The organism is Agrobacterium sp. V1 (assembly GCF_030518355.1).
GTDB classification, from domain to species: domain Bacteria; phylum Pseudomonadota; class Alphaproteobacteria; order Rhizobiales; family Rhizobiaceae; genus Agrobacterium; species Agrobacterium cucumeris.
The window spans coordinates 979064-997295 of the sequence record NZ_JAULSF010000001.1 but is presented as its reverse complement, the minus strand read 5'-3'; the positions used below and the strand labels follow the sequence as shown (position 1 = coordinate 997295).

Genomic DNA, 18232 nt, shown 5'->3' with positions numbered 1-18232 from the left:
GTAAAGACCCGCGCCCCCCGATGATCCCGGAACTGGTGTCAATAAAGACCGCCGCCACCGCCGGTGATGGCCTGCTGCGCCTGCGGCGAGGTCTTCAGAATATCTTCCTGAGACATGTAGTTTTCCGCGCCGATCACCGAGAAGCTGTCGGCCGGGCCGGTGCCTGGCTTGAAGGCTTCCATGATGGTGTCCGGCTCACCCTCAACCGCCGCCATGCCCGTCTTGCGGTTGACGGCGACGAAGTTCATGCCGGCAGGCACGATGAACTTGCTCGGCTCCAGATGCTTGGCCGCATCGGCGATGAACTCACCGAAGATCGGTGCCGACAGCGAACCGCCCGTGCCGCCGCGACCGAGCGGTGCGGGTGAATCGAAGCCGATATAGAGGCCGGCAACCATGTCCGGCGTATAACCGACGAACCAGGCGTCCTTTTCATCATTGGTGGTGCCCGTCTTGCCGGCAACCGGCAGATTGACCTTGATCTTGCCCGCCGCCGTGCCGCGCTGCACCACACCTTCCAGCATGGACGTCGTCTGGTAAGCGGTCATCGGGTCAAGAACCTGCTCGCGATTGTCGACGATGACAGGCTCATCCTGGTTCTGCCAGCTGGTGGCATTGCAGCCTTCACAGGCACGCTCCTCATGACGGAAGATCGTCTTGCCGTAACGGTCCTGAATGCGGTCGATCAGCGTCGGCTTGATCTGCTTGCCGCCATTGGCAATGACCGAATAGGCCGAGACCATACGCATGACGGTGGTTTCACCCGAACCGAGCGACATGGCGAGAAGCGGCGGCATCTTGTCATAGATACCGAAACGTTCGGCATATTCCGCCACCAGGTTCATGCCCATGTCCTGCGCCAGGCGCACGGTCATGAGGTTACGGGATTTTTCGATGCCGAGACGCAGGGTAGACGGACCGGCGGAGCCCCCGCCGTAATTCTGCGGCTTCCAGACCTGACCGCCGGAAACCACCTCGATCGGCGCGTCGAGAATGACCGATGCCGGTGTATAACCATTGTCGAGGGCCGCCGCGTAGATGAACGGCTTGAAGGAGGAACCCGGCTGGCGCATGGCCTGCGTGGAGCGGTTGAATTCCGACTGCGCGTAGGAGAAACCGCCCACCATGGCCAGAACACGGCCGGTATGCGGATCCATCACCACCATGCCGCCCTGCACTTTCGGCGGCTGACGCAGACGATATTCATTGCCGGAATTGGCAAGCGGCTGCGCATAAATCACATCGCCTGCCGCAACGACACCTACCGGCGACTTGGCAGTTGCCTTTTTGCCGGTCGCATCACGATAGGCCCAGCGCATGTTTTCAGCGGAGATATGGCCGCGCGTGCGCTTGTCGCCATCTTCGGTTTCCGTGTCCGGCTGCACACCGATATCGACACCATCGGCCGCAACGGCGAGGACCACGGCGACCTTCCATTCGGGAACGTCGCGCAGGCCCTTGACCTTGGCGAGCGCCGCCGTCCAGTCACCGGTCGTTTCGATTTTTTCGACGGGTCCGCGGAAACCGCGACGCTCGTCATATTGCACCAGACCATCCTGAAGCGCCTTGCGCGCCTCCGCCTGGATCTGCGGATCGAAAGAGGTGCGGACCGACAGCCCGCCTTCGAGAAGCGCTTCCTCACCGTATTTCTCGACGATCTGGCGGCGGACTTCCTCCGCAAAATAGTCGGATGCGAAGATATGCGCGCCGCCGCGGCGCAGATTGACACCGAGCGGCTGTTTTTTGGCGTCGGTCGCGTCTGCAACGGTGATGTAGCCGTTTTCGGCCATGCGGTCGATTACCCAGTCGCGGCGCTCGAGAGCTGCCTTTTCGCGGCGGATCGGATGGTAATTGGCCGGGCCCTTCGGCAGCGATGCGAGATAGGCGGTCTCGGCAATCGTCAGTTCCGTCACCGATTTATTGAAATAGGTGAGAGCCGCGCCGGCAATGCCGTAGGAATTCAGGCCGAAGAAAATCTCGTTGAGATAAAGCTCGAGAATCTTGTCCTTGGAATAGGTCTGCTCGATACGGAAGGAGAGAATGGCTTCCTTGAGCTTGCGGTCAATGGTCTGGTCGTTGGTCAGCAGGAAGTTTTTCGCCACCTGCTGGGTGATGGTGGAAGCGCCGACCGGACGACGGCCCGAGCCTAAGTTCTGGATATTGACGAGAATGGCGCGGCCAAGACCGAAGATATCAACGCCCGGATGGTTGTAGAAATTCTTATCTTCCGCCGAAAGGAAGGCCGCCTTCACCCGGTCGGGGATGGCCTGGATTGGCAGGAACAGGCGTTTTTCATGGGCATATTCCGCCATCAACGCACCGTTGCCGGCGTGCACGCGGGTCGTTACCGGCGGCTCATAGGTGCTCAGAACTGCGTAATCCGGCAGGTCCTTCGTCACGCCGTGCAAATAAATCGCACCGACGACGGCGGCGCACAGGAAGAGCACGCTGGCCAAGCCGAAAAAATATCCAATCAGTCTGATCATACCAAGCTACCGATAATTCGAATCGTAACCATCAACGCCCGACGATTTACGGGCGTATCCTTGCATATCGCGTGCCGTTTTGCACACCATACCTTCGATGACAAGCCGGATACGGCAGCATTCGCTGATATGTTACCGGGTCAACCGCCGCATATCGCGTTTCTGTCGCTGTGCGGATCGCCACCGAATCCGCTCCCGAGTAACGCGGGGAATGTGAGTAAAATAGGGCTTCGGGCAGTTAATAATCCGCAAGGCCCAAGAATTGAACAGCTTTTTGGCTGCAATCGGCACGGCGGCAACAGTGCTTTTACGGCGCCGCCCGGTGTTTCAGCCGCCGTTTGCCATGGCCTTGGCGCGGTATCGCCCCACTGCGGTCGCCAGCCTGTCGGAGACCTTATTGCGCCATTCGGCATCGAGGAGCAGCTTTTCATCCTCCGGATTGGAGAGGAAACCCAGTTCCAGCAGCACCGATGGCACATCATGGGCGCGCAACACCATGAAACCGGCGTAACGATGCGGATTGTTGATGAGGCCGACCTGCCCCTCGAAGGAGGACACGATGTTTTCCGCCAGTGTCACAGAAAAGGCCTGGGTTTCACGACGGGTGAAATCAAGCAGGATATCGGCGACTTCCGGCGGCTCGGTGGAGACAGCCACACCGGCGATCTGATCGGACTTGTTTTCACGCTCCGCCAATTCCTGCGCCATGCGGTCAGAGGCGCGGTCCGACAATGTATAGACGGTAGCGCCACGGATACCCTTCTGCTTCAGGGTGTCGGCGTGGACGGAAATGAACAGGTTGGCATTGTTCTGCCGGGCGATCGTCACGCGCTCAGACAAGGCAAGAAACGTATCGGAATCACGGGTCAGGAACGCCTTGATGCCCGGTTCCCGGTTCAGCCGTTCAACGAGTTCCCTGGCAAAGGTCAATGTGATGACCTTCTCTTCCGTACCGGTCGCCCCGCCTGTCGCACCGGCATCGATGCCGCCATGACCGGCATCGACCGCGATAACGAACTCCGCCTGCCGCGCCGTCTTGTCGCCGGGTGTGATCGCCGCGGTGGTAACCGGTGCCGGCGTCTGCCATTGCTGGGTCTTCACCAGTTCGGCGAATTTTGCTTTGGTGGTGATTTCCGTATCCAGCACGAAACGGAAAGCTGCGCCGTCCTCGCCCTTTTTCGTTTCGGCCACCGCCACCTGCACCGGTTTTTTCGCGGTCAGCACGATACGGGCGCTGTTCTGGCCCATGCTGCCAAAGCGGATATCTGAAAAAAGGCCTGTCGGTTTGAGGTCGGATACCGGAAAGGCGAAATTCACCGCCGGAAAATCAACGACGATGCGGGCCGGCGAATCGAGATAGTGAACATCGAATTCCGGCTCTTCCGCGAAATCGAGAACGATGCGGGTGCGCGCCTCGTCGCCGATGATGCGCGCCTGATTGGCGACAAGCGGTTCAAGCGCAAAGGCCTGCGGGACGCCACAGAGGACTGTGACGACCGAAAGGAAGACCGGAACGACGAAGGCACGCGCAAGCCGCGCGATTCGCACGCCAAGCGGCCCTGCCCCACCTGATATCTCTGCGCTGCGCGTGAAATTCATGGTCTTCAAGAAATTCCGTATTTCAGTCATTTTCGATAAATGGAGCGGAAAAGCACCGGGAACGGCACCGTTTCGACCACGCCGGACGTTTGTTTGCGCGTTTGCGCCCCACAATCGCAGGCCTTGGTGAACCAATTGTTAACCCGGAAATTCCACCAACAATATGGCATATTTAGCCACCCTATTGCTATTATGACAGAGAAAACATACAACAAGGATGAGGGTTAAAAGTGTTGACGGGATAGATGCCCGCCGGCTGCCAATCGAAAAAGACGCTGGCGCTGCAAAACGGGCAATCATCTGCCGTCGTTACATTTATCCTGAAACTGGATCAATTCCGGCCGTGGCCGGAGACCTACCCGGTGGCCCTACCACCGCTGCTCTGAGGAGAGCAAATTCATCGGACCCCAAGGGGTCTATATATTATTGTCGTTCCGCCTGGCCAATGATGTCGCAGCAGTTTTCACATGAACCGGATACCAGGAGCAGGCCATGTGCCTCGCCGTCGGTCCGGATGCTGCCAGTTTACAGACGCCCGGCAGGAGACTTCATTTCCGGCACATCCTTGCACTCATATGAAAGGCCCGTCCGTATGGCGGGCCTGTTCTCGTATAAAACAAGGCTGCGCCGAGGAGCACAGCTTACATGGCAGACAAAATGCTTATCGACGCCTCCCACGAAGAGGAGACACGCGTAGTCGTTGTCCGTGGGAACCGGATCGAAGAATTCGATTTTGAATCGGAGCACAAGAAACAGATCCGCGGCAATATCTACCTTGCCAAGGTGACGAGGGTTGAACCCTCGCTTCAGGCGGCCTTCGTCGATTACGGTGGAAATCGCCACGGCTTTCTCGCCTTTGCGGAAATCCATCCGGATTATTACCAGATCCCGCTTGCCGACCGTCAGGCTCTGCTGAGGGCCGAAGCCGAAGATCATCGCCGCAGCGACGACTTCGAATCGGCAGATGCGCCCGAGCCCGGTGCGCCGGCAATCGATCTTTCGCAGGTTGATCAGCCCGATGTCGGCATCGTATCGGCAAGCGAAACCGTTGAAGTCGTGGTGACGGAAGAGGCTGCGCCAGCGACTGCAGCCGAGGAAGTCTCCGAAGAGACTGCGGTTGCAGCCGTCGAGACCGTTGCGGAAGAAGCACCGGCCGAGGAAGAAAAGCCGAAGAAGCGCGTTCGCCGCCCCCGCGCCAAGAAGAAGACGGAAGAAGAACTCGCAGCCGAAGCCGCTGAGGCCTCTTCCGACGAAGACGGCAGCACAGGCGGCGAAATGGCCGCAATGGTCGATACCGATACGATTTCCGAAGAAGTCGAAGGCCTTCGCCGTGGCAATGACGATGATGACGACGACGATGACGACGATCATCACGAAAAGGAAGTGATCGAATCCGTCGGCGCCGAAGACGCGATGGAGGAAGTTCCCGATCGCGTTGCCCGCAAGCCGCGCAAGCAGTATCGCATCCAGGAAGTCATCAAGCGCCGCCAGATCCTTCTGGTGCAGGTGGCCAAGGAAGAACGTGGCAACAAGGGTGCTGCACTCACCACCTATCTGTCGCTTGCCGGCCGTTATTCCGTGCTGATGCCGAATACGGCGCGTGGCGGTGGCATTTCCCGCAAGATCACCCAGCCAACCGACCGCAAGCGCCTGAAGGAAATCGCGCGTGATCTGGAGGTTCCGCAGGGCATGGGCGTCATTCTGCGTACCGCAGGCGCCAACCGCACCCGCGTCGAAATCAAGCGCGACTTCGAATATCTGATGCGCCTGTGGGAAAACGTCCGCACGCTGACGCTGAATTCCACCGCCCCCTGCCTCGTTTACGAGGAAGGCTCGCTGATCAAGCGCTCGATCCGCGATCTCTATAACAAGGATATCGGCGAGATCATCGTTTCCGGCGAAGAAGGCTATCGTGAAGCGAAAGACTTCATGAAGATGCTGATGCCGAGCCATGCCAAGGTGGTTCAGCCTTACCGCGACATTCACCCGATCTTCTCGCGCTCCGGCATCGAAGCCCAGCTCGACCGGATGCTGCAGCCGCAGGTGACGCTGAAATCCGGCGGTTACCTCATCATCAACCAGACGGAAGCGCTGGTTTCGATCGACGTCAACTCCGGCCGTTCGACCCGCGAGCATTCCATCGAGGAAACCGCGCTGACGACCAACCTCGAGGCGGCGGAAGAAGTGGCGCGCCAGCTGCGCCTGCGTGACCTTGCCGGTCTTGTCGTCATCGACTTCATCGACATGGAAGAAAAGCGCAACAACCGCGCTGTCGAAAAGAAGCTCAAGGATTGCCTGAAGAACGACCGCGCCCGCATCCAGGTCGGCCGCATCTCGCATTTCGGCCTTCTGGAAATGTCGCGCCAGCGCATCCGCGCTTCGGTGCTGGAATCGACCACCCAGGTCTGCCAGCATTGTGGCGGCACGGGCCATGTACGTTCGGAATCCTCCATCGCGCTGCATGTTCTGCGCGGCGTCGAGGAATATCTGCTGCGTAACACCACCCACAACATCACGGTGCGCTGCACGCCGGAAACGGCGCTTTACCTGCTTAACCACAAGCGTGGCACGATCGTCGATTATGAAGGCCGCTTTGGCGTGTCGATCATCATTGCCGCCGATTCCAGCGTCGGTGCACAGCATTTCGCCATCGATCGCGGCGAAGCCGTCGAAAATCCGGTGAAGATCGAAAGCCTCATCCAGATGCTTCCGAACTTCGTCGAAGAGGAAGACGATATCGTCATCGAGGCGGAAGAGGACGAGGAAGAGGAAGAAATCGTCAAGGCGCAGGCTGGCGAGCCGCGTCAGCAGCAGCAGGGCGAAAACGGTGAAGATGGCAAGCGCAAGCGCAAGCGTCGTCGCCGCCGTCGTGGCAAGGGCGGACAGAACGACCAGAACGGCGCTCTTGACGCACAGGCCGGCGATGATGCCGATGATGCTGAAGGTGACGACGACAGCGCCGAAGCCGATGACACCGATGGTGATGCCGACGAAAACGGCGTGAACGAAGCCGCAAACTCCGACGAAGACGGCAAGCGCAAGCGCCGCCGTCGCGGCAAGCGTGGCGGCCGCCGCAACCGTGACGAGGCTCTCGATGCTGCAGGCACGGAAGCCGGCGACGAAGGCGAGACGGAAGGCGAAGAGGTTTCCGCCGCAGCGCCCGTAACCGAAGAGCCCACCGCCGCCGACGTGATGGAAGGCGTGGTTGCCGACGTTGTGGCTGAAGAAGCGCCGAAGAAGCCGCGCCGCACCCGCAAGGCGAAAGCCAAGACCGAGGCTGAAGACGCACCGAAGGCTGAAACCGTTGAAACGGTCGAGCCGGTGGTCATTGAGCCGGCAGTCGTTGAAGCGACCGTCGTCGATGTCGCCATCGAAGAAATCGGTGAAGCTTCGGCCGATCTGGCGCCTGAAGCAGACGCACCCGCGACGGAAGAAAAGACCCGCGCGAACCGGGGCAGCAATGTCTCCAGTTCGGAGCCGGTCGTGACCTCTTCCGGTTCGTCCGCGAACAATCCCGACGGCGATGAGCCGAAGCCGCGCAAGGGCGGCTGGTGGCAGCGCAAGGGCTTCTTCTGATAGAAGCGACTGAAACGAAAAGCCCGCAACCATGTTGCGGGCTTTTTGCTTTTGACGAACACTGCTCTCGCGTCATCCCCGCCCTTGAGGCGAGGACGATGAATGCGGAGAGAAGCTGCGCATCTGCCCGCAATGCAGGCGCCATATAAGGGCATCTTTACCCCAGGCTAAAGCACCGCTTGTTATGCCTGAACCGTCAGACAGACCGCGTCAGCCCACCATCGACACGGATGTTCTGGCCGGTGATGTACCCTGCCCCCTCGGATGCGAGGAACGCCACGGTGGCCGCTATCTCCTCGCTTTTCCCGTAACGCTGCATCGGCACGCTCTCCCGGCGTTCTTCCGTGCCCGGCAGGCTGTCGATCCAGCCGGGCAGGACGTTGTTCATGCGCACATTGTCGGCTGCATAGGTATCGGAAAAAATCTTGCTGTAGGAGGCAAGGCCGGCGCGGAAGACGGCCGATGTCGGGAACATGCTGCTCGGCTCGAAGGCCCAGGCGGTGGAGATGTTGATGATCGCGCCCGCCTTCTGCTTGACCATGACCGGGGCAATGATCCTTGTCGGGCGGATGACGTTCATGAGATAGACGTCGAGACCCGTATGCCATTGCTCGTCGGTAATATCGAGGATGGAGGCGCGCGGGCCATGTCCGGCGCTGTTGACCAGCACATCGATACGGCCGAATTTTTCGAGCGTCAGATCCGTGAGGCGCTGGAGATCGTCATTGGACTGGTTGGAGCCGGTGATGCCGATGCCGCCCAGTTCCTGCGCCAGGGCTTCCCCCTTGCCCGAAGACGACAGGATCGCGAGCTTGTAGCCGTCCGCAGCCAGCCGTTTCGCCACGGCGGCACCCATGCCGCTACCACCCGCCGTTACAACAGCCACTTTTTCTGCCGACATCGATTTCTCCATTTCCAATCCGGTGAACCGCCGCGTGGCGATCCTTCTCCATCCTTGAACCGCCTCATCTATAGCGGGTTTCGGAAATAAGTTCGAACCAGAAAGCCTTGGGCCGGCATGAAGAAAAACTGATGCTCGCGGCGTCTCAGCAAGGCACTTCCCCCTCCGCGGAATGAGCGTATCTGCTGTCCGGCGGAGCCTCCTCCCTCTCCCGCAGACCGTAGTCCCGCATCACGCAAGCGATACGCAGGCGGTAATTGGCAAAGACGCCGGAGCGTCCCATGGCCTGCGCTGCGCGATGCGGCGCGGTGTTGCGCCACGCCTTCACCGCCTCCTCATCCCGGAAGAACGACAGAGAAAGCATCTTGTCGGGATTACTGATGCTCTGAAACCGCTCGACGGATATGAAGCCGTCAATGGTTTCCAGTTCAGAGCGCAGGCTGGCAGCGATATCGAGATAATGCTGTTTCTCGCCCTGGGCCGGAAAGACCTCGAAGATGACGGCGATCATCGCTCACCTCCGGCATGGGGAGCGGAGGCAAGCCGCAGGAAAAGCCTGTCTTCCCGGCGGATGAATTGCTCGCGGCGGGCGAATTCATAATTCTCGCGCCCTGCCGGATCGGCGGCAAGCCGTGCCCTGTAGGCCTCGTAGGCTGCGAGGTTTTCAATATTATAGACACCGTAAGCGATCGTGCTCGATCCCTCCTTCGGTGCGTAATAACCGATGAGATCGGCCCCACAGCGCGGTATCGCCTCTCCCCAGTTGCGGGCATATCTGTCGAAGGCATCGACCTTGAAAGGGTCGATCTCATAACGGATGAAACAGGTCAACATCATCTTTCTCCTCGTCTTCTGCCTCTCCTGTCTAAGCCATTGCCTCGCATCAATGCTTCGGCTATCATCGAACTATGAAAGACGGACCCCTGATCGCCAATGTCGCCGCCCTGATTGGCGACCCTGCCCGCGCGAACATCTTGACGGCGCTGATGGATGGACGTGCGCTGACGGCAAGCGAGCTTGCCGAAGCCGCCGGCGTGACCCTGCAGACTGCCAGCGGGCACTTGTCAAAACTCTCCGATGCCCAGCTGCTGAAAGCGGAAAAACAGGGGCGTCATCGTTATTTCCGTCTTTCCGACGAGGATGTCGCGCAGGTTCTGGAAGCATTGATGGGGCTTGCCCAGCGCACCGGCGCGGTGCGCGTGCGCACCGGACCGAAGGACAAGGCGCTGCGCGAAGCGCGCATCTGTTATGATCATCTGGCCGGGGAAAGCGGCGTGGCGCTGCTTGCGGCCATCACCGCGAATGGACTCGTGACGCAGGGTGACGATCCCACGCTGACGGATAGCGGGCGCGACTTTTTCTCAAGCTTCGGTATTGATCTTTCGCCGCTCGAAAAAGCCCGCCGCCCGGTCTGCCTGCATTGCCTGGACTGGAGCGAGCGCCGGCATCACCTCGGCGGCGGGCTTGGCGCATCGCTGCTCGATGCCATGCAGCAGCGCGACTGGCTGCGGCGCGGAAATGGCCGCGTGCTGACCTTCACGACAAAGGGTGAAAAGGCGTTCAACAGCACCTTCGGCTGCACGCCCGCCTGATAACCTCTCGGCGGTCGATCGGTTCTTATTTCAGCCAACCGGCGATACGGCCCACGGCCTCGGCGATATCAGAGACCGAACCGGCATAGGAAATGCGCAGTGCTCGATGGCCTTCCTCGGGATCGAAATCCATGCCCGGTGTCGCCGCCACATCGATTTCCGCCAGCATGCGCCTGGCAAAATCCATGCTGTCATTGGAAAAACGGCTGGTATCGACATAGGCGTAAAAAGCCCCGTCCATGGGCGATGCAAGCGGCAGGCCGATTTCCGGCAGGCGCGCCATCAGGAAATCGCGGTTGGTGCGATAGCTTTCCCTGTAGACATCCAGTTCCTCCGCTGCCGAAAAGGCTGCGGTTGCTGCAAGCTGTGACAGTTCCGGCGGTGAGATATAAAGGCTCTGGGCAAGGCACTCGACCGGGCGGACAAGATTTTCCGGCAGGACCATCCAGCCGATACGCCAGCCGGTCATGCAGTAATATTTCGAGAAGGAATTGATGATCACCGCACTGTCGGTGATTTCAAGCGCGCTCGTTTCTTCACCGACAAAGGTAAGGCCGTGATAGATCTCGTCGGAGATGAAGGCCATGTCGCGGCTTTCGCAATAGTTCGCCAGCCGCTTCAGCGCCTCGCGGCCGGTGACGGTGCCGGTCGGATTGGCCGGGCTTGCCAGAAGCACGCCTTTCAGCTTGCAGCCAGCTTTGGCCTCCGCCCGCTCCAGACTGGCGGGCGTCAGCGTATAGCCGGTTTCGGCCGTAACCGGCACTTCGACCACATTCAGGCCAAGTGCCTTCAAAATATTGCGATAGGCCGGATAGCCGGGCCTTGCGATCGCGAGATGATCACCGGCATCGAAGAGGCTGAGGAAGGCAAGATTGAAGGCGGCGGAAGACCCTGTTGTTACGGCAATGCGCGCCGGATCGATGGCCACCTGATGGCGCAGCCGGTAATGGCCGGCAATCGCTTCGCGCAACTCACGCAGGCCCAGCGCGTCGGTATAACCGATGCGCCCGTGCTTCAGCGCCTCCTGCGCCGCTTCCAGCGAGGCCTTCGGTGCTGGATGGGAGGGCTGCCCGACAGCCATGGAAATGACGGGGCGTCCCGCCTGCCTGCGCCGGTTCGCTTCCGCCAGGATATCCATGGCGTGAAAGGGTTCGACTGCGCTTCGCTTCGACATCGTAATCAAGGGCATGCTCTTTCCTGAACCGTATTTCGCAGACTTGCCGCAGAATCACAATCTTCACAATCATGCGACCATAATGCGGACAACTATTTTTGCCGTATGGCATTTGGCTTAAAGTAAGGTAATTGCCATCATGATATTCATGAAGCACTGACCGCACAGTAATGAGGACCGATATGGCGCATCTTCTCCGTTCAACCCTTCTCGCCAGCGTGACGGCCCTTTCGACGGTTTTCGCGTCTCTGCCCGCCCATGCCCTGGATGCCGAGCAGAAGAAGGAAATGGGCGAATTCATCAAGCAATATCTAATCGAAAACCCCGAGATCATGCTTGAGGTTCAGGACGCGCTGGAACGCAAGCAATATGCAGCCCGTAACGCCAAGGCGGCGGAGGCCGTTGCCGACAACAAGAAGACCATCTTCGAATCGAAATACGATCTGGCGCTCGGCAACCCGGATGGCGATGTGACGCTGGTCGAGTTCTTCGACTATAATTGCGGTTACTGCAAACGCGCCATGGGCGATATGGACGCGATTTTGAAGGGCGACAAGAAAGTACGCGTCGTCCTCAAGGAATTTCCGATCCTCGGGCCGGAATCGGTGGCCGCCCATCGCGTTTCCAATGCCGTGAAGCTGCTCGCTCCGGCCAAATACGCGGAATTCCAGCGTACCCTGCTTGGTGGTCGCGGGCGGGCGAATGAGGACAGCGCCATGGAAGTGGCAACCTCGCTCGGCCTCAAGGAGGCAGACATCCGCAAGTCGATGGCGGAAAACCCCAATGACGCGCAGGTGCAGGAAACCTACAAGCTGGCCAACAGCCTCGGCATCACCGGTACGCCGTCCTATATTGTCGGCGATGAGGCGGTTTTCGGTGCTGTCGGTGCGGACCCGCTGAAGGAAAAAATCGCCAATATGCGCAGCTGTGGAAAAGCCACCTGCTCGTGAATTTTGGAGCGGCGGGGATAAATCGGAACCGGTCCTGCCGCTCAAATTTTTTGTTCGAGCATCGGATTGTCTGAAAACCGCAAGACACTTTTCGGTCGGATGCTTAAAAAAGCCCCTGCATTCCCTGTGAGATGCCGGGCGAGCCGGCGCTTTCCGGCTTGCGGGGGCTTTTCCTTGGCGGCTGCGCAGTCTATAGCTGTCGCTGATTTTCTTATGGAAACTTGAATGAGCAATATCATCATCGTCATCAACGGCCCCAATCTCAACATGCTGGGAAAAAGGGAACCGGGTATCTATGGTGGCAAGACGCTGAAAGACATCGAGAATGATTGTCTTCAAGCTGGTGCCGATCTCGGTTTCGCAGTGGAATTCCGCCAGTCCAACCACGAAGGCGTGCTTGTGGACTGGTTGCATGAGGCGGGTGAGCGGGCGGCAGGCGTCGTCATCAATCCCGGCGCTTACAGCCACACCTCTATCGCGTTGCATGACGCCATTCGTGCGATTTCCACGCCCGTCGTGGAAGTGCATATTTCCAACATCCACGCCCGCGAAGAGTTCCGTCACAAATCGATGGTATCACCTGCAGCGAAGGGCATGGTCTGCGGTTTTGGACCATACGGATATATCATGGCGCTTCACGCGCTGAAAAACATCACGGCATAAAAAGAAACAAAGAATAGGGTTTGTCATGTCTGAAAAGAAACAGGGTATCGACAAGGAACTGATCCGCGAACTCGCGAATATCCTCAACGACACCGACCTTTCGGAAATTGAAGTGGAGCAGGACGACCTGCGCATTCGCGTTTCCCGCGCTGCGCCGCCCGCCCCGGTTTACGCGGCGCCCGCCCCCTACGCAGTGCCGGCAGCAGCGCCTGCTGCGGTACCGACAATCGTTGCGCCGGCAGCACCTGCGGCTGCCGGAGCACCGGCCCGCAACCCGGCCAACACCGTTTCCTCGCCGATGGTCGGCACGGTTTACCTGTCGCCTGCTCCGGGCGCCCGTCCCTTCATCGAAGTGGGCGCGACCGTCAAGGAAGGCCAGACCATCCTCATCGTCGAAGCCATGAAGACCATGAACCAGATCCCGGCACCCAAGTCCGGCAAGGTCGTGGAAATCGTCGTCAACGACGCACAGCCCGTGGAGTATGGCGAAGCCCTCGTGGTCATCGAATAAAGGCGGTTCAGCATGGTTTCGAAGATCCTCATAGCCAACCGTGGCGAGATCGCGCTGCGCGTCCTGCGCGCAGCAAAAGAGCTTGGCATTCCGACTGTCGCCGTGCACTCCACGGCCGACGCGGATGCGATGCATGTGCGCCTTGCCGACGAAAGCGTGTGCATCGGCCCGCCGCCCTCGCGTGACAGCTACCTCAACATCCATCAGATCGTTGCGGCCTGCGAAATCACCGGTGCGGACGCCGTTCACCCCGGTTACGGCTTCCTGTCGGAAAATGCCAAGTTCGCCGATATTCTCGACGCGCACGGCATCACCTTCATTGGGCCGACCGCGGAACATATCCGCATCATGGGCGACAAGATCACCGCCAAGCAGACGGCGCAGGAACTCGGCATTCCCGTCGTTCCCGGCTCCGACGGTGAAGTGAAGCCCGAAAACGCGATGGAAATCGCCCGGACGATCGGCTTCCCGGTCCTCATCAAGGCGACGGCAGGCGGTGGCGGCCGCGGCATGAAAGTGGCGAAGACCGAAGCCGATCTGGAAGAGGCAGTAGCGACTGCCCGTTCCGAAGCGGCAGCAGCCTTCGGCAACGACGCCGTTTACATGGAAAAATACCTCGGCAAGCCGCGCCATATCGAAGTGCAGGTTTTCGGCGATGGCGAAGGCAATGCAGTTCACCTTGGCGAACGCGATTGCTCGCTGCAGCGCCGTCACCAGAAGGTGCTGGAAGAAGCCAATTCACCGGCACTGACAGTCGAACAGCGCATGAAGATCGGCGAAATTTGCGCCGACGCCATGCGCAAGCTGAAATATCGCGGCGCCGGCACCATCGAGTTCCTGTATGAAAACGGCGAGTTCTATTTCATCGAAATGAACACCCGTCTGCAGGTGGAGCATCCGGTAACGGAAGCCATCACCGGCATGGATCTCGTGCAGGAACAGATCAGGGTCGCTTCGGGCCAGGGCCTGTCGGTCACGCAGGCGGATATCGAATTCCATGGCCATGCCATCGAATGCCGTATCAATGCCGAAGACCCGCGCACCTTCGTTCCCTCCCCGGGCACGCTGACCTATTTCCACACGCCGGGCGGCCTTGGTGTGCGCGTCGATTCGGGCGCCTATCAGGGCTACAAGATCCCGCCCTATTACGACAGCATGATCGGCAAGCTGATCGTTCACGGTCGCGACCGTGACGAGTGCATCCGCCGCCTGCGTCGGGCGCTGGACGAATTCGTCGTTGATGGCATCAAGACCACGCTGCCGCTTTTCCAGGATCTTCTCCAGAATGAGGATATTCTGAACGGCGATTACGATATTCACTGGCTGGAAAAATATCTGGCCGGTGACGCGTCTCACTAAGACGATATGGCTGGGCGGCGCAGCAGAAATAACGGCATAACGGTCGATATTCTGCTGCGCGCCTATTCCGCCGGCCTGTTTCCCATGGCCGATTCGGCTGATGATCCGGAGCTTTTCTGGGTCGAGCCGGAGATACGCGGCATCATCCCGCTCAATGATTTTCACGTTTCCAAAAGCCTTGCCAAGGCGATGCGCAAGAAGCCGTTCGACATACGCTTCAACACCGCCTTCGAAGCTGTCATGGCGGGATGTGCGGCGGAAGCGCCGGACAGGCCCAGCACCTGGATCAACGCCACCATTCGCAGGCTTTATACCGAGCTTCACCAGATCGGCCATGCCCACAGCGTTGAGGCGTGGGAGGGCAAGGAACTTGTCGGCGGTCTTTATGGCGTCTCGCTGGGGGCCGCGTTCTTTGGCGAAAGCATGTTTTCCCGCCGCACCAACGCCTCGAAGATTTGCCTCGTGCATCTGGTGGAGCGGTTGCGGCAGCAGGGGTTTACCCTGCTCGACACACAATTCACGACCGAGCACCTGAAAACATTCGGTGCAATCGACATTCCAAAATCGGAATATGCGACGATACTGGAAGCCGCCGTCGACCGGCCGGATGTGCCCTTTGATAAATTGATCGCCCAAGAAAATCCGCGCTGAAAACAAGCTTAGATTTTTCTTGCAACCCGCAAAAACTTGACTTATCCGATCATGATATTTCATTTATTGGGGGATGATCATGCGCTGGATCGCGGCCTTCTTGTTAACACTGGCACTGGTAGCAACGGCGACTGCGGCTGAACAACGCCCCAACCCGCAAGCCGCCTGGCGACACGAAGTTTCACGCGCCCTGGCGGGCGCAACCGGCCGACCCGAATTCAAGGTCGTGCGGACGAAAAATCAGCAGGTGCTCCTTGTCAGTTTTCGCGTTGACCAGACGGGGAAAATGCAGGCCGTACAGGTCAAAAACATCAGGAACAGCACTTACCAAGCCCGAGCGGCTGTAAAGAAGGTATTTTCCGAGGTCCGATTCCCCTCGCCTCCTGCCAGCGATCGGCCCCACAAATTCAGCGTTCCAATCGTGATCGGGCCCGAACTGACGCGGGAGGAAATGATCGAACAACTCGAAAGCAGAAGCAAAGCCTTGGCCGCTATGGCCGAGAAGCTGAAGCGCCAGCGGTAATTATCGATCAGACGGTGATTATTTGCTGGCCGTAGAAGGGGCAGGAACTTCCGAGTCCTGCTTGCAGCCCGTCAACCACACGTCGTAGATCGGGTGCTCAACGGCGTTGAGGCCCGGGCTGTCGGCGAACATCCAGCCCGTGAAGATTCGCTTGATCTTGCGGTCGAGGGTGATTTCATCGACCTCGACAAAAGCGTCGATCTTCTGGGTTTCCGTCTGGTCGCGGGAATAACAGACCTTTGGCGTCACCTGAAGCGCGCCGAATTGCACCGTCTCGTCGATATAAACATCAAAGGATGTGATGCGGCCGGTGATCTTGTCGATGCCGGAAAACACCGCAACGCGGTTTTCCAGACGGGCGGCAGAGACGGGTGAAATGAGGATGGCAGCAGAGACCGCAGCAAACAGCGACACTGTCAGCGCACGCAAAGAACGATCCCGCGTGATTTTCCTCATACGATATGTCTCCAAATATTTGCCTGTGTCGAGACGCCGACCGGATCAACGCGTAAGGGCGGAATGTGGCAAAAACCGGTGAGGCCGGATGCAAGCGCGGCGTTTTGCACAACACCGCGCATCACAAGATGCTTAGTTGCCGGGGGTCCAGGCGTCGTAGTCGCCGGTCACGCGCGGGCGCTCGCCGGCAACAGCCAGCGACCCTTGGGGACGATAGGCCTTGGACGTGCCGGTGTGGTTCGGCTGATGCGGCTTCTGCCAGTCACGTGCGACGTAGCTTTCCTGGCTCGGCGGCACATCAGTGCGGTAATGCATCCAGCCATGCCAGCCCGGCGGAATGGCCGAGGCTTCCGCATAACCATTATAGATCACCCAGCGGCGCGGCATGCCCCAGGAGGTGGTGCCGCCTTCGTAATAGGTATTGCCCAACTCATCCTGTCCGACTTTCTTGCCAAAACGCCAGGTATGAAACCGCGTTCCGATCGTCTGGCCGTTCCACCAGGTGAAGATTTGCGTCAGGAGAGTCTTCATTATCCGTTCCTCGGGCTTGAATGCGCTGCAGCGATTTTAAATCGCACGGCACAAGACATGCTTATGCCGCCCCTCACGGCAATTGTCCAGCATTTCGAGATATATCGGCGCTATTTCAGCTTCATCCTGAAGCCTAGATGCCGCTTCTCGAAACCCAGTCGCTCATAGAAGCGATGTGCGTCCAGCCGGGCCATGTTGGAGGTGAGCTGGGCGGCATTCATGCCCTGACGACGGGCTTCCTCAAGGCAATAATTGATCATCACCGCGCCGATACCCTGTCCGCGCATGTCAGACCGTGTCTGCACCGCCTCGATCACCATGGATTTGGCCCCTCGCCCCACGAGCTTGGTGAGGATGGCCGTCTGGAAAGTACCGACCACTTCGCCATCCAGTTCCGCCACATAAAGCGTTTCGCTGGGCGATGCGGCAATGGCGCGGAAGGCAGCGAGATAATCGGGCTGCGCCGATTCGTCGGTGGTGTCACCGTGGCCGCCGATCTCGTCGGCGGCAAAAATGGCGGCGAGCGCCGGAAGATCATCTTCGCGCGCCGTGCGGATTATCAGCTTCTGTAATGTCGCATTCATCGGGTCAGGCTCTTTTCCATAACGATGCCGGGTAAACCCTCGATGCCGGCCATGCGCTCGATTCGGTCTACCTCGACAAATCCGACGCCTTCATAAAAGGCGATTGCGACAGTATTTTTAGGCTCGACTTCAAGACGCATGATTTCTGCATCCGGAAAGCAGGTTTCCAGCTCGGCGAAGAGATCACGGCCCACGCCCTGCCGCTGAAGATCGGGCGCCACATAGAGCTGGTGCAACAGGGCCGTCTTCGCCATCTTGGTGGACATGGAGCCATAGGCCATGCCACCGATCCGCTTGCCGTCATCAGCAACGAGAAACTCGCCGCCCTTTTTCTCGACACGGTCCTTCATGGCCTGCGGCGAATGCCATGCGGCAATCAGCTCGTTCACCTTGTCTGCGCCGTAGATCGCGTCATAGGTGGCGTGCCATGTCGTCGCGAGCAGCGCCCGGACCGGCTCGATGTCACGCAGGCTGGCTGTGCGGATGAAAAACATGATCTGGCTCCGTCTTGAAACAGAAATGCCGGGCTTTGATCCCGGCAGAAGTGATGTCAGTCCCTCGTACTCGACGTCATCCTCGGGCTTGTCCCGAGGATCTGAGCACGTTTGACCTTGTGGGTCGTTAGATCCTCGGGACAAGCCCGAGGATGACGGATGAGAGCTGTCGGCTTCAATGC

18 protein-coding genes are annotated in these 18232 nt (G+C 59.1%); 8 read left to right on the top strand and 10 right to left on the bottom strand.

Annotated features, from left to right (window positions below; genetic code table 11):
• Nucleotides 1-38: 38 nt before the first annotated feature.
• Nucleotides 39-2486, bottom strand: a complete 2448-nt coding sequence (locus tag QSV77_RS04910; RefSeq protein ID WP_142839657.1) for a penicillin-binding protein 1A — start codon at nucleotides 2484-2486, stop codon at nucleotides 39-41.
• Nucleotides 2487-2813: 327 nt separating this feature from the next.
• Nucleotides 2814-4085 (bottom strand): N-acetylmuramoyl-L-alanine amidase, encoded by a 1272-nt coding sequence (locus QSV77_RS04905; protein WP_271361125.1) that lies wholly within the window; start codon nucleotides 4083-4085, stop codon nucleotides 2814-2816.
• Between the two features lie 645 nt (nucleotides 4086-4730).
• On the opposite strand from QSV77_RS04905, the gene QSV77_RS04900 reads away from it, so the two are divergent.
• A complete protein-coding gene (locus QSV77_RS04900) occupies nucleotides 4731-7661 on the top strand; it encodes a ribonuclease E/G (protein ID WP_302732696.1) in 2931 nt (976 codons plus the stop codon).
• 196 nt (nucleotides 7662-7857) lie between these two features.
• Here the strand turns inward: QSV77_RS04900 and QSV77_RS04895 are convergent, their stop codons facing one another.
• The 3 genes from QSV77_RS04895 to QSV77_RS04885 all read right to left on the bottom strand — a co-directional run bounded on the left by QSV77_RS04895 (nucleotide 7858) and on the right by QSV77_RS04885 (nucleotide 9396).
• Entirely contained in the window at nucleotides 7858-8562 is a 705-nt protein-coding gene (locus tag QSV77_RS04895; RefSeq protein WP_302732695.1) for an SDR family oxidoreductase, read from the bottom strand.
• A gap of 145 nt (nucleotides 8563-8707) precedes the next feature.
• Nucleotides 8708-9073: an antibiotic biosynthesis monooxygenase gene (locus QSV77_RS04890; RefSeq protein ID WP_302732693.1), complete on the bottom strand. Its 366-nt coding sequence runs from the start codon at nucleotides 9071-9073 to the stop codon at nucleotides 8708-8710.
• A complete protein-coding gene (locus QSV77_RS04885; RefSeq protein ID WP_271361120.1) occupies nucleotides 9070-9396 on the bottom strand; it encodes an NIPSNAP family protein in 327 nt (108 codons plus the stop codon). Before QSV77_RS04885 ends, QSV77_RS04890 begins: the two co-directional genes overlap by 4 nt.
• A gap of 74 nt (nucleotides 9397-9470) precedes the next feature.
• Between QSV77_RS04885 and QSV77_RS04880 the strand changes: the two genes are divergently transcribed.
• The gene (locus tag QSV77_RS04880) at nucleotides 9471-10154 is read left to right on the top strand and encodes a helix-turn-helix transcriptional regulator (protein WP_302732691.1); all 684 of its coding nucleotides are present in this window, start codon (nucleotides 9471-9473) and stop codon (nucleotides 10152-10154) included.
• Nucleotides 10155-10179: 25 nt separating this feature from the next.
• Here QSV77_RS04880 and QSV77_RS04875 read toward each other — a convergent pair whose 3' ends face one another.
• Nucleotides 10180-11337 carry a pyridoxal phosphate-dependent aminotransferase gene (locus tag QSV77_RS04875; protein WP_302733885.1) on the bottom strand — a complete coding sequence of 386 codons (1158 nt, stop codon included), beginning with the start codon at nucleotides 11335-11337 and terminating at the stop codon, nucleotides 10180-10182.
• A gap of 173 nt (nucleotides 11338-11510) precedes the next feature.
• Here QSV77_RS04875 and QSV77_RS04870 point away from each other — a divergent pair, with 173 nt between their 5' ends.
• The 6 genes from QSV77_RS04870 to QSV77_RS04845 all read left to right on the top strand — a co-directional run bounded on the left by QSV77_RS04870 (nucleotide 11511) and on the right by QSV77_RS04845 (nucleotide 15985).
• Nucleotides 11511-12278: a DsbA family protein gene (locus tag QSV77_RS04870; RefSeq protein ID WP_142839648.1), complete on the top strand. Its 768-nt coding sequence runs from the start codon at nucleotides 11511-11513 to the stop codon at nucleotides 12276-12278.
• Between the two features lie 225 nt (nucleotides 12279-12503).
• Nucleotides 12504-12941, top strand: coding sequence for a type II 3-dehydroquinate dehydratase (aroQ, locus tag QSV77_RS04865; RefSeq protein WP_020012378.1), 438 nt, complete (start codon nucleotides 12504-12506; stop codon nucleotides 12939-12941).
• Nucleotides 12942-12966: 25 nt separating this feature from the next.
• A complete protein-coding gene (accB, locus tag QSV77_RS04860; RefSeq protein ID WP_302732690.1) occupies nucleotides 12967-13452 on the top strand; it encodes an acetyl-CoA carboxylase biotin carboxyl carrier protein in 486 nt (161 codons plus the stop codon).
• A 12-nt stretch (nucleotides 13453-13464) separates the two neighbouring features.
• Nucleotides 13465-14811 carry an acetyl-CoA carboxylase biotin carboxylase subunit gene (gene accC, locus QSV77_RS04855; protein ID WP_080834223.1) on the top strand — a complete coding sequence of 449 codons (1347 nt, stop codon included), beginning with the start codon at nucleotides 13465-13467 and terminating at the stop codon, nucleotides 14809-14811.
• A 6-nt stretch (nucleotides 14812-14817) separates the two neighbouring features.
• Nucleotides 14818-15462, top strand: coding sequence for a leucyl/phenylalanyl-tRNA--protein transferase (gene aat, locus QSV77_RS04850; protein WP_302732689.1), 645 nt, complete (start codon nucleotides 14818-14820; stop codon nucleotides 15460-15462).
• A gap of 79 nt (nucleotides 15463-15541) precedes the next feature.
• Nucleotides 15542-15985 (top strand): hypothetical protein, encoded by a 444-nt coding sequence (locus QSV77_RS04845; protein ID WP_142839645.1) that lies wholly within the window; start codon nucleotides 15542-15544, stop codon nucleotides 15983-15985.
• An 18-nt stretch (nucleotides 15986-16003) separates the two neighbouring features.
• On the opposite strand, the gene QSV77_RS04840 is transcribed toward QSV77_RS04845, so the two are convergent.
• The 4 genes from QSV77_RS04840 to QSV77_RS04825 form a co-directional block, all read right to left on the bottom strand.
• Nucleotides 16004-16441, bottom strand: coding sequence for a DUF2155 domain-containing protein (locus tag QSV77_RS04840; RefSeq protein ID WP_046800274.1), 438 nt, complete (start codon nucleotides 16439-16441; stop codon nucleotides 16004-16006).
• Nucleotides 16442-16573: 132 nt separating this feature from the next.
• Complete coding sequence (locus tag QSV77_RS04835; protein WP_046800275.1) at nucleotides 16574-16972, bottom strand: NADH:ubiquinone oxidoreductase subunit NDUFA12; 399 nt, start codon at nucleotides 16970-16972, stop codon at nucleotides 16574-16576.
• A gap of 110 nt (nucleotides 16973-17082) precedes the next feature.
• The gene (locus QSV77_RS04830) at nucleotides 17083-17556 is read right to left on the bottom strand and encodes a GNAT family N-acetyltransferase (RefSeq protein WP_269697973.1); all 474 of its coding nucleotides are present in this window, start codon (nucleotides 17554-17556) and stop codon (nucleotides 17083-17085) included.
• Nucleotides 17553-18050: a GNAT family N-acetyltransferase gene (locus tag QSV77_RS04825; protein WP_302732688.1), complete on the bottom strand. Its 498-nt coding sequence runs from the start codon at nucleotides 18048-18050 to the stop codon at nucleotides 17553-17555. The genes QSV77_RS04830 and QSV77_RS04825 overlap by 4 nt, the downstream gene beginning before the upstream one ends.
• Nucleotides 18051-18232 lie beyond the last annotated feature (182 nt).

Excerpts from the sequence above, each read along its gene's own strand:
- QSV77_RS04910 (WP_142839657.1), bottom strand. The coding sequence starts at position 2,486 with ATGATCAGACTGATTGGATATTTTTTCGGCTTGGCCAGCGTGCTCTTC.
- QSV77_RS04905 (WP_271361125.1), bottom strand. The coding sequence starts at position 4,085 with ATGAATTTCACGCGCAGCGCAGAGATATCAGGTGGGGCAGGGCCGCTT.
- QSV77_RS04900 (WP_302732696.1), top strand. The coding sequence starts at position 4,731 with ATGGCAGACAAAATGCTTATCGACGCCTCCCACGAAGAGGAGACACGC.
- QSV77_RS04895 (WP_302732695.1), bottom strand. The coding sequence starts at position 8,562 with ATGTCGGCAGAAAAAGTGGCTGTTGTAACGGCGGGTGGTAGCGGCATG.
- QSV77_RS04890 (WP_302732693.1), bottom strand. The coding sequence starts at position 9,073 with ATGATCGCCGTCATCTTCGAGGTCTTTCCGGCCCAGGGCGAGAAACAG.
- QSV77_RS04885 (WP_271361120.1), bottom strand. The coding sequence starts at position 9,396 with ATGTTGACCTGTTTCATCCGTTATGAGATCGACCCTTTCAAGGTCGAT.
- QSV77_RS04880 (WP_302732691.1), top strand. The coding sequence starts at position 9,471 with ATGAAAGACGGACCCCTGATCGCCAATGTCGCCGCCCTGATTGGCGAC.
- QSV77_RS04870 (WP_142839648.1), top strand. The coding sequence starts at position 11,511 with ATGGCGCATCTTCTCCGTTCAACCCTTCTCGCCAGCGTGACGGCCCTT.
- aroQ (WP_020012378.1), top strand. The coding sequence starts at position 12,504 with ATGAGCAATATCATCATCGTCATCAACGGCCCCAATCTCAACATGCTG.
- accB (WP_302732690.1), top strand. The coding sequence starts at position 12,967 with ATGTCTGAAAAGAAACAGGGTATCGACAAGGAACTGATCCGCGAACTC.
- accC (WP_080834223.1), top strand. The coding sequence starts at position 13,465 with ATGGTTTCGAAGATCCTCATAGCCAACCGTGGCGAGATCGCGCTGCGC.
- aat (WP_302732689.1), top strand. The coding sequence starts at position 14,818 with ATGGCTGGGCGGCGCAGCAGAAATAACGGCATAACGGTCGATATTCTG.
- QSV77_RS04845 (WP_142839645.1), top strand. The coding sequence starts at position 15,542 with ATGCGCTGGATCGCGGCCTTCTTGTTAACACTGGCACTGGTAGCAACG.
- QSV77_RS04840 (WP_046800274.1), bottom strand. The coding sequence starts at position 16,441 with ATGAGGAAAATCACGCGGGATCGTTCTTTGCGTGCGCTGACAGTGTCG.
- QSV77_RS04835 (WP_046800275.1), bottom strand. The coding sequence starts at position 16,972 with ATGAAGACTCTCCTGACGCAAATCTTCACCTGGTGGAACGGCCAGACG.
- QSV77_RS04830 (WP_269697973.1), bottom strand. The coding sequence starts at position 17,556 with ATGAATGCGACATTACAGAAGCTGATAATCCGCACGGCGCGCGAAGAT.
- QSV77_RS04825 (WP_302732688.1), bottom strand. The coding sequence starts at position 18,050 with ATGTTTTTCATCCGCACAGCCAGCCTGCGTGACATCGAGCCGGTCCGG.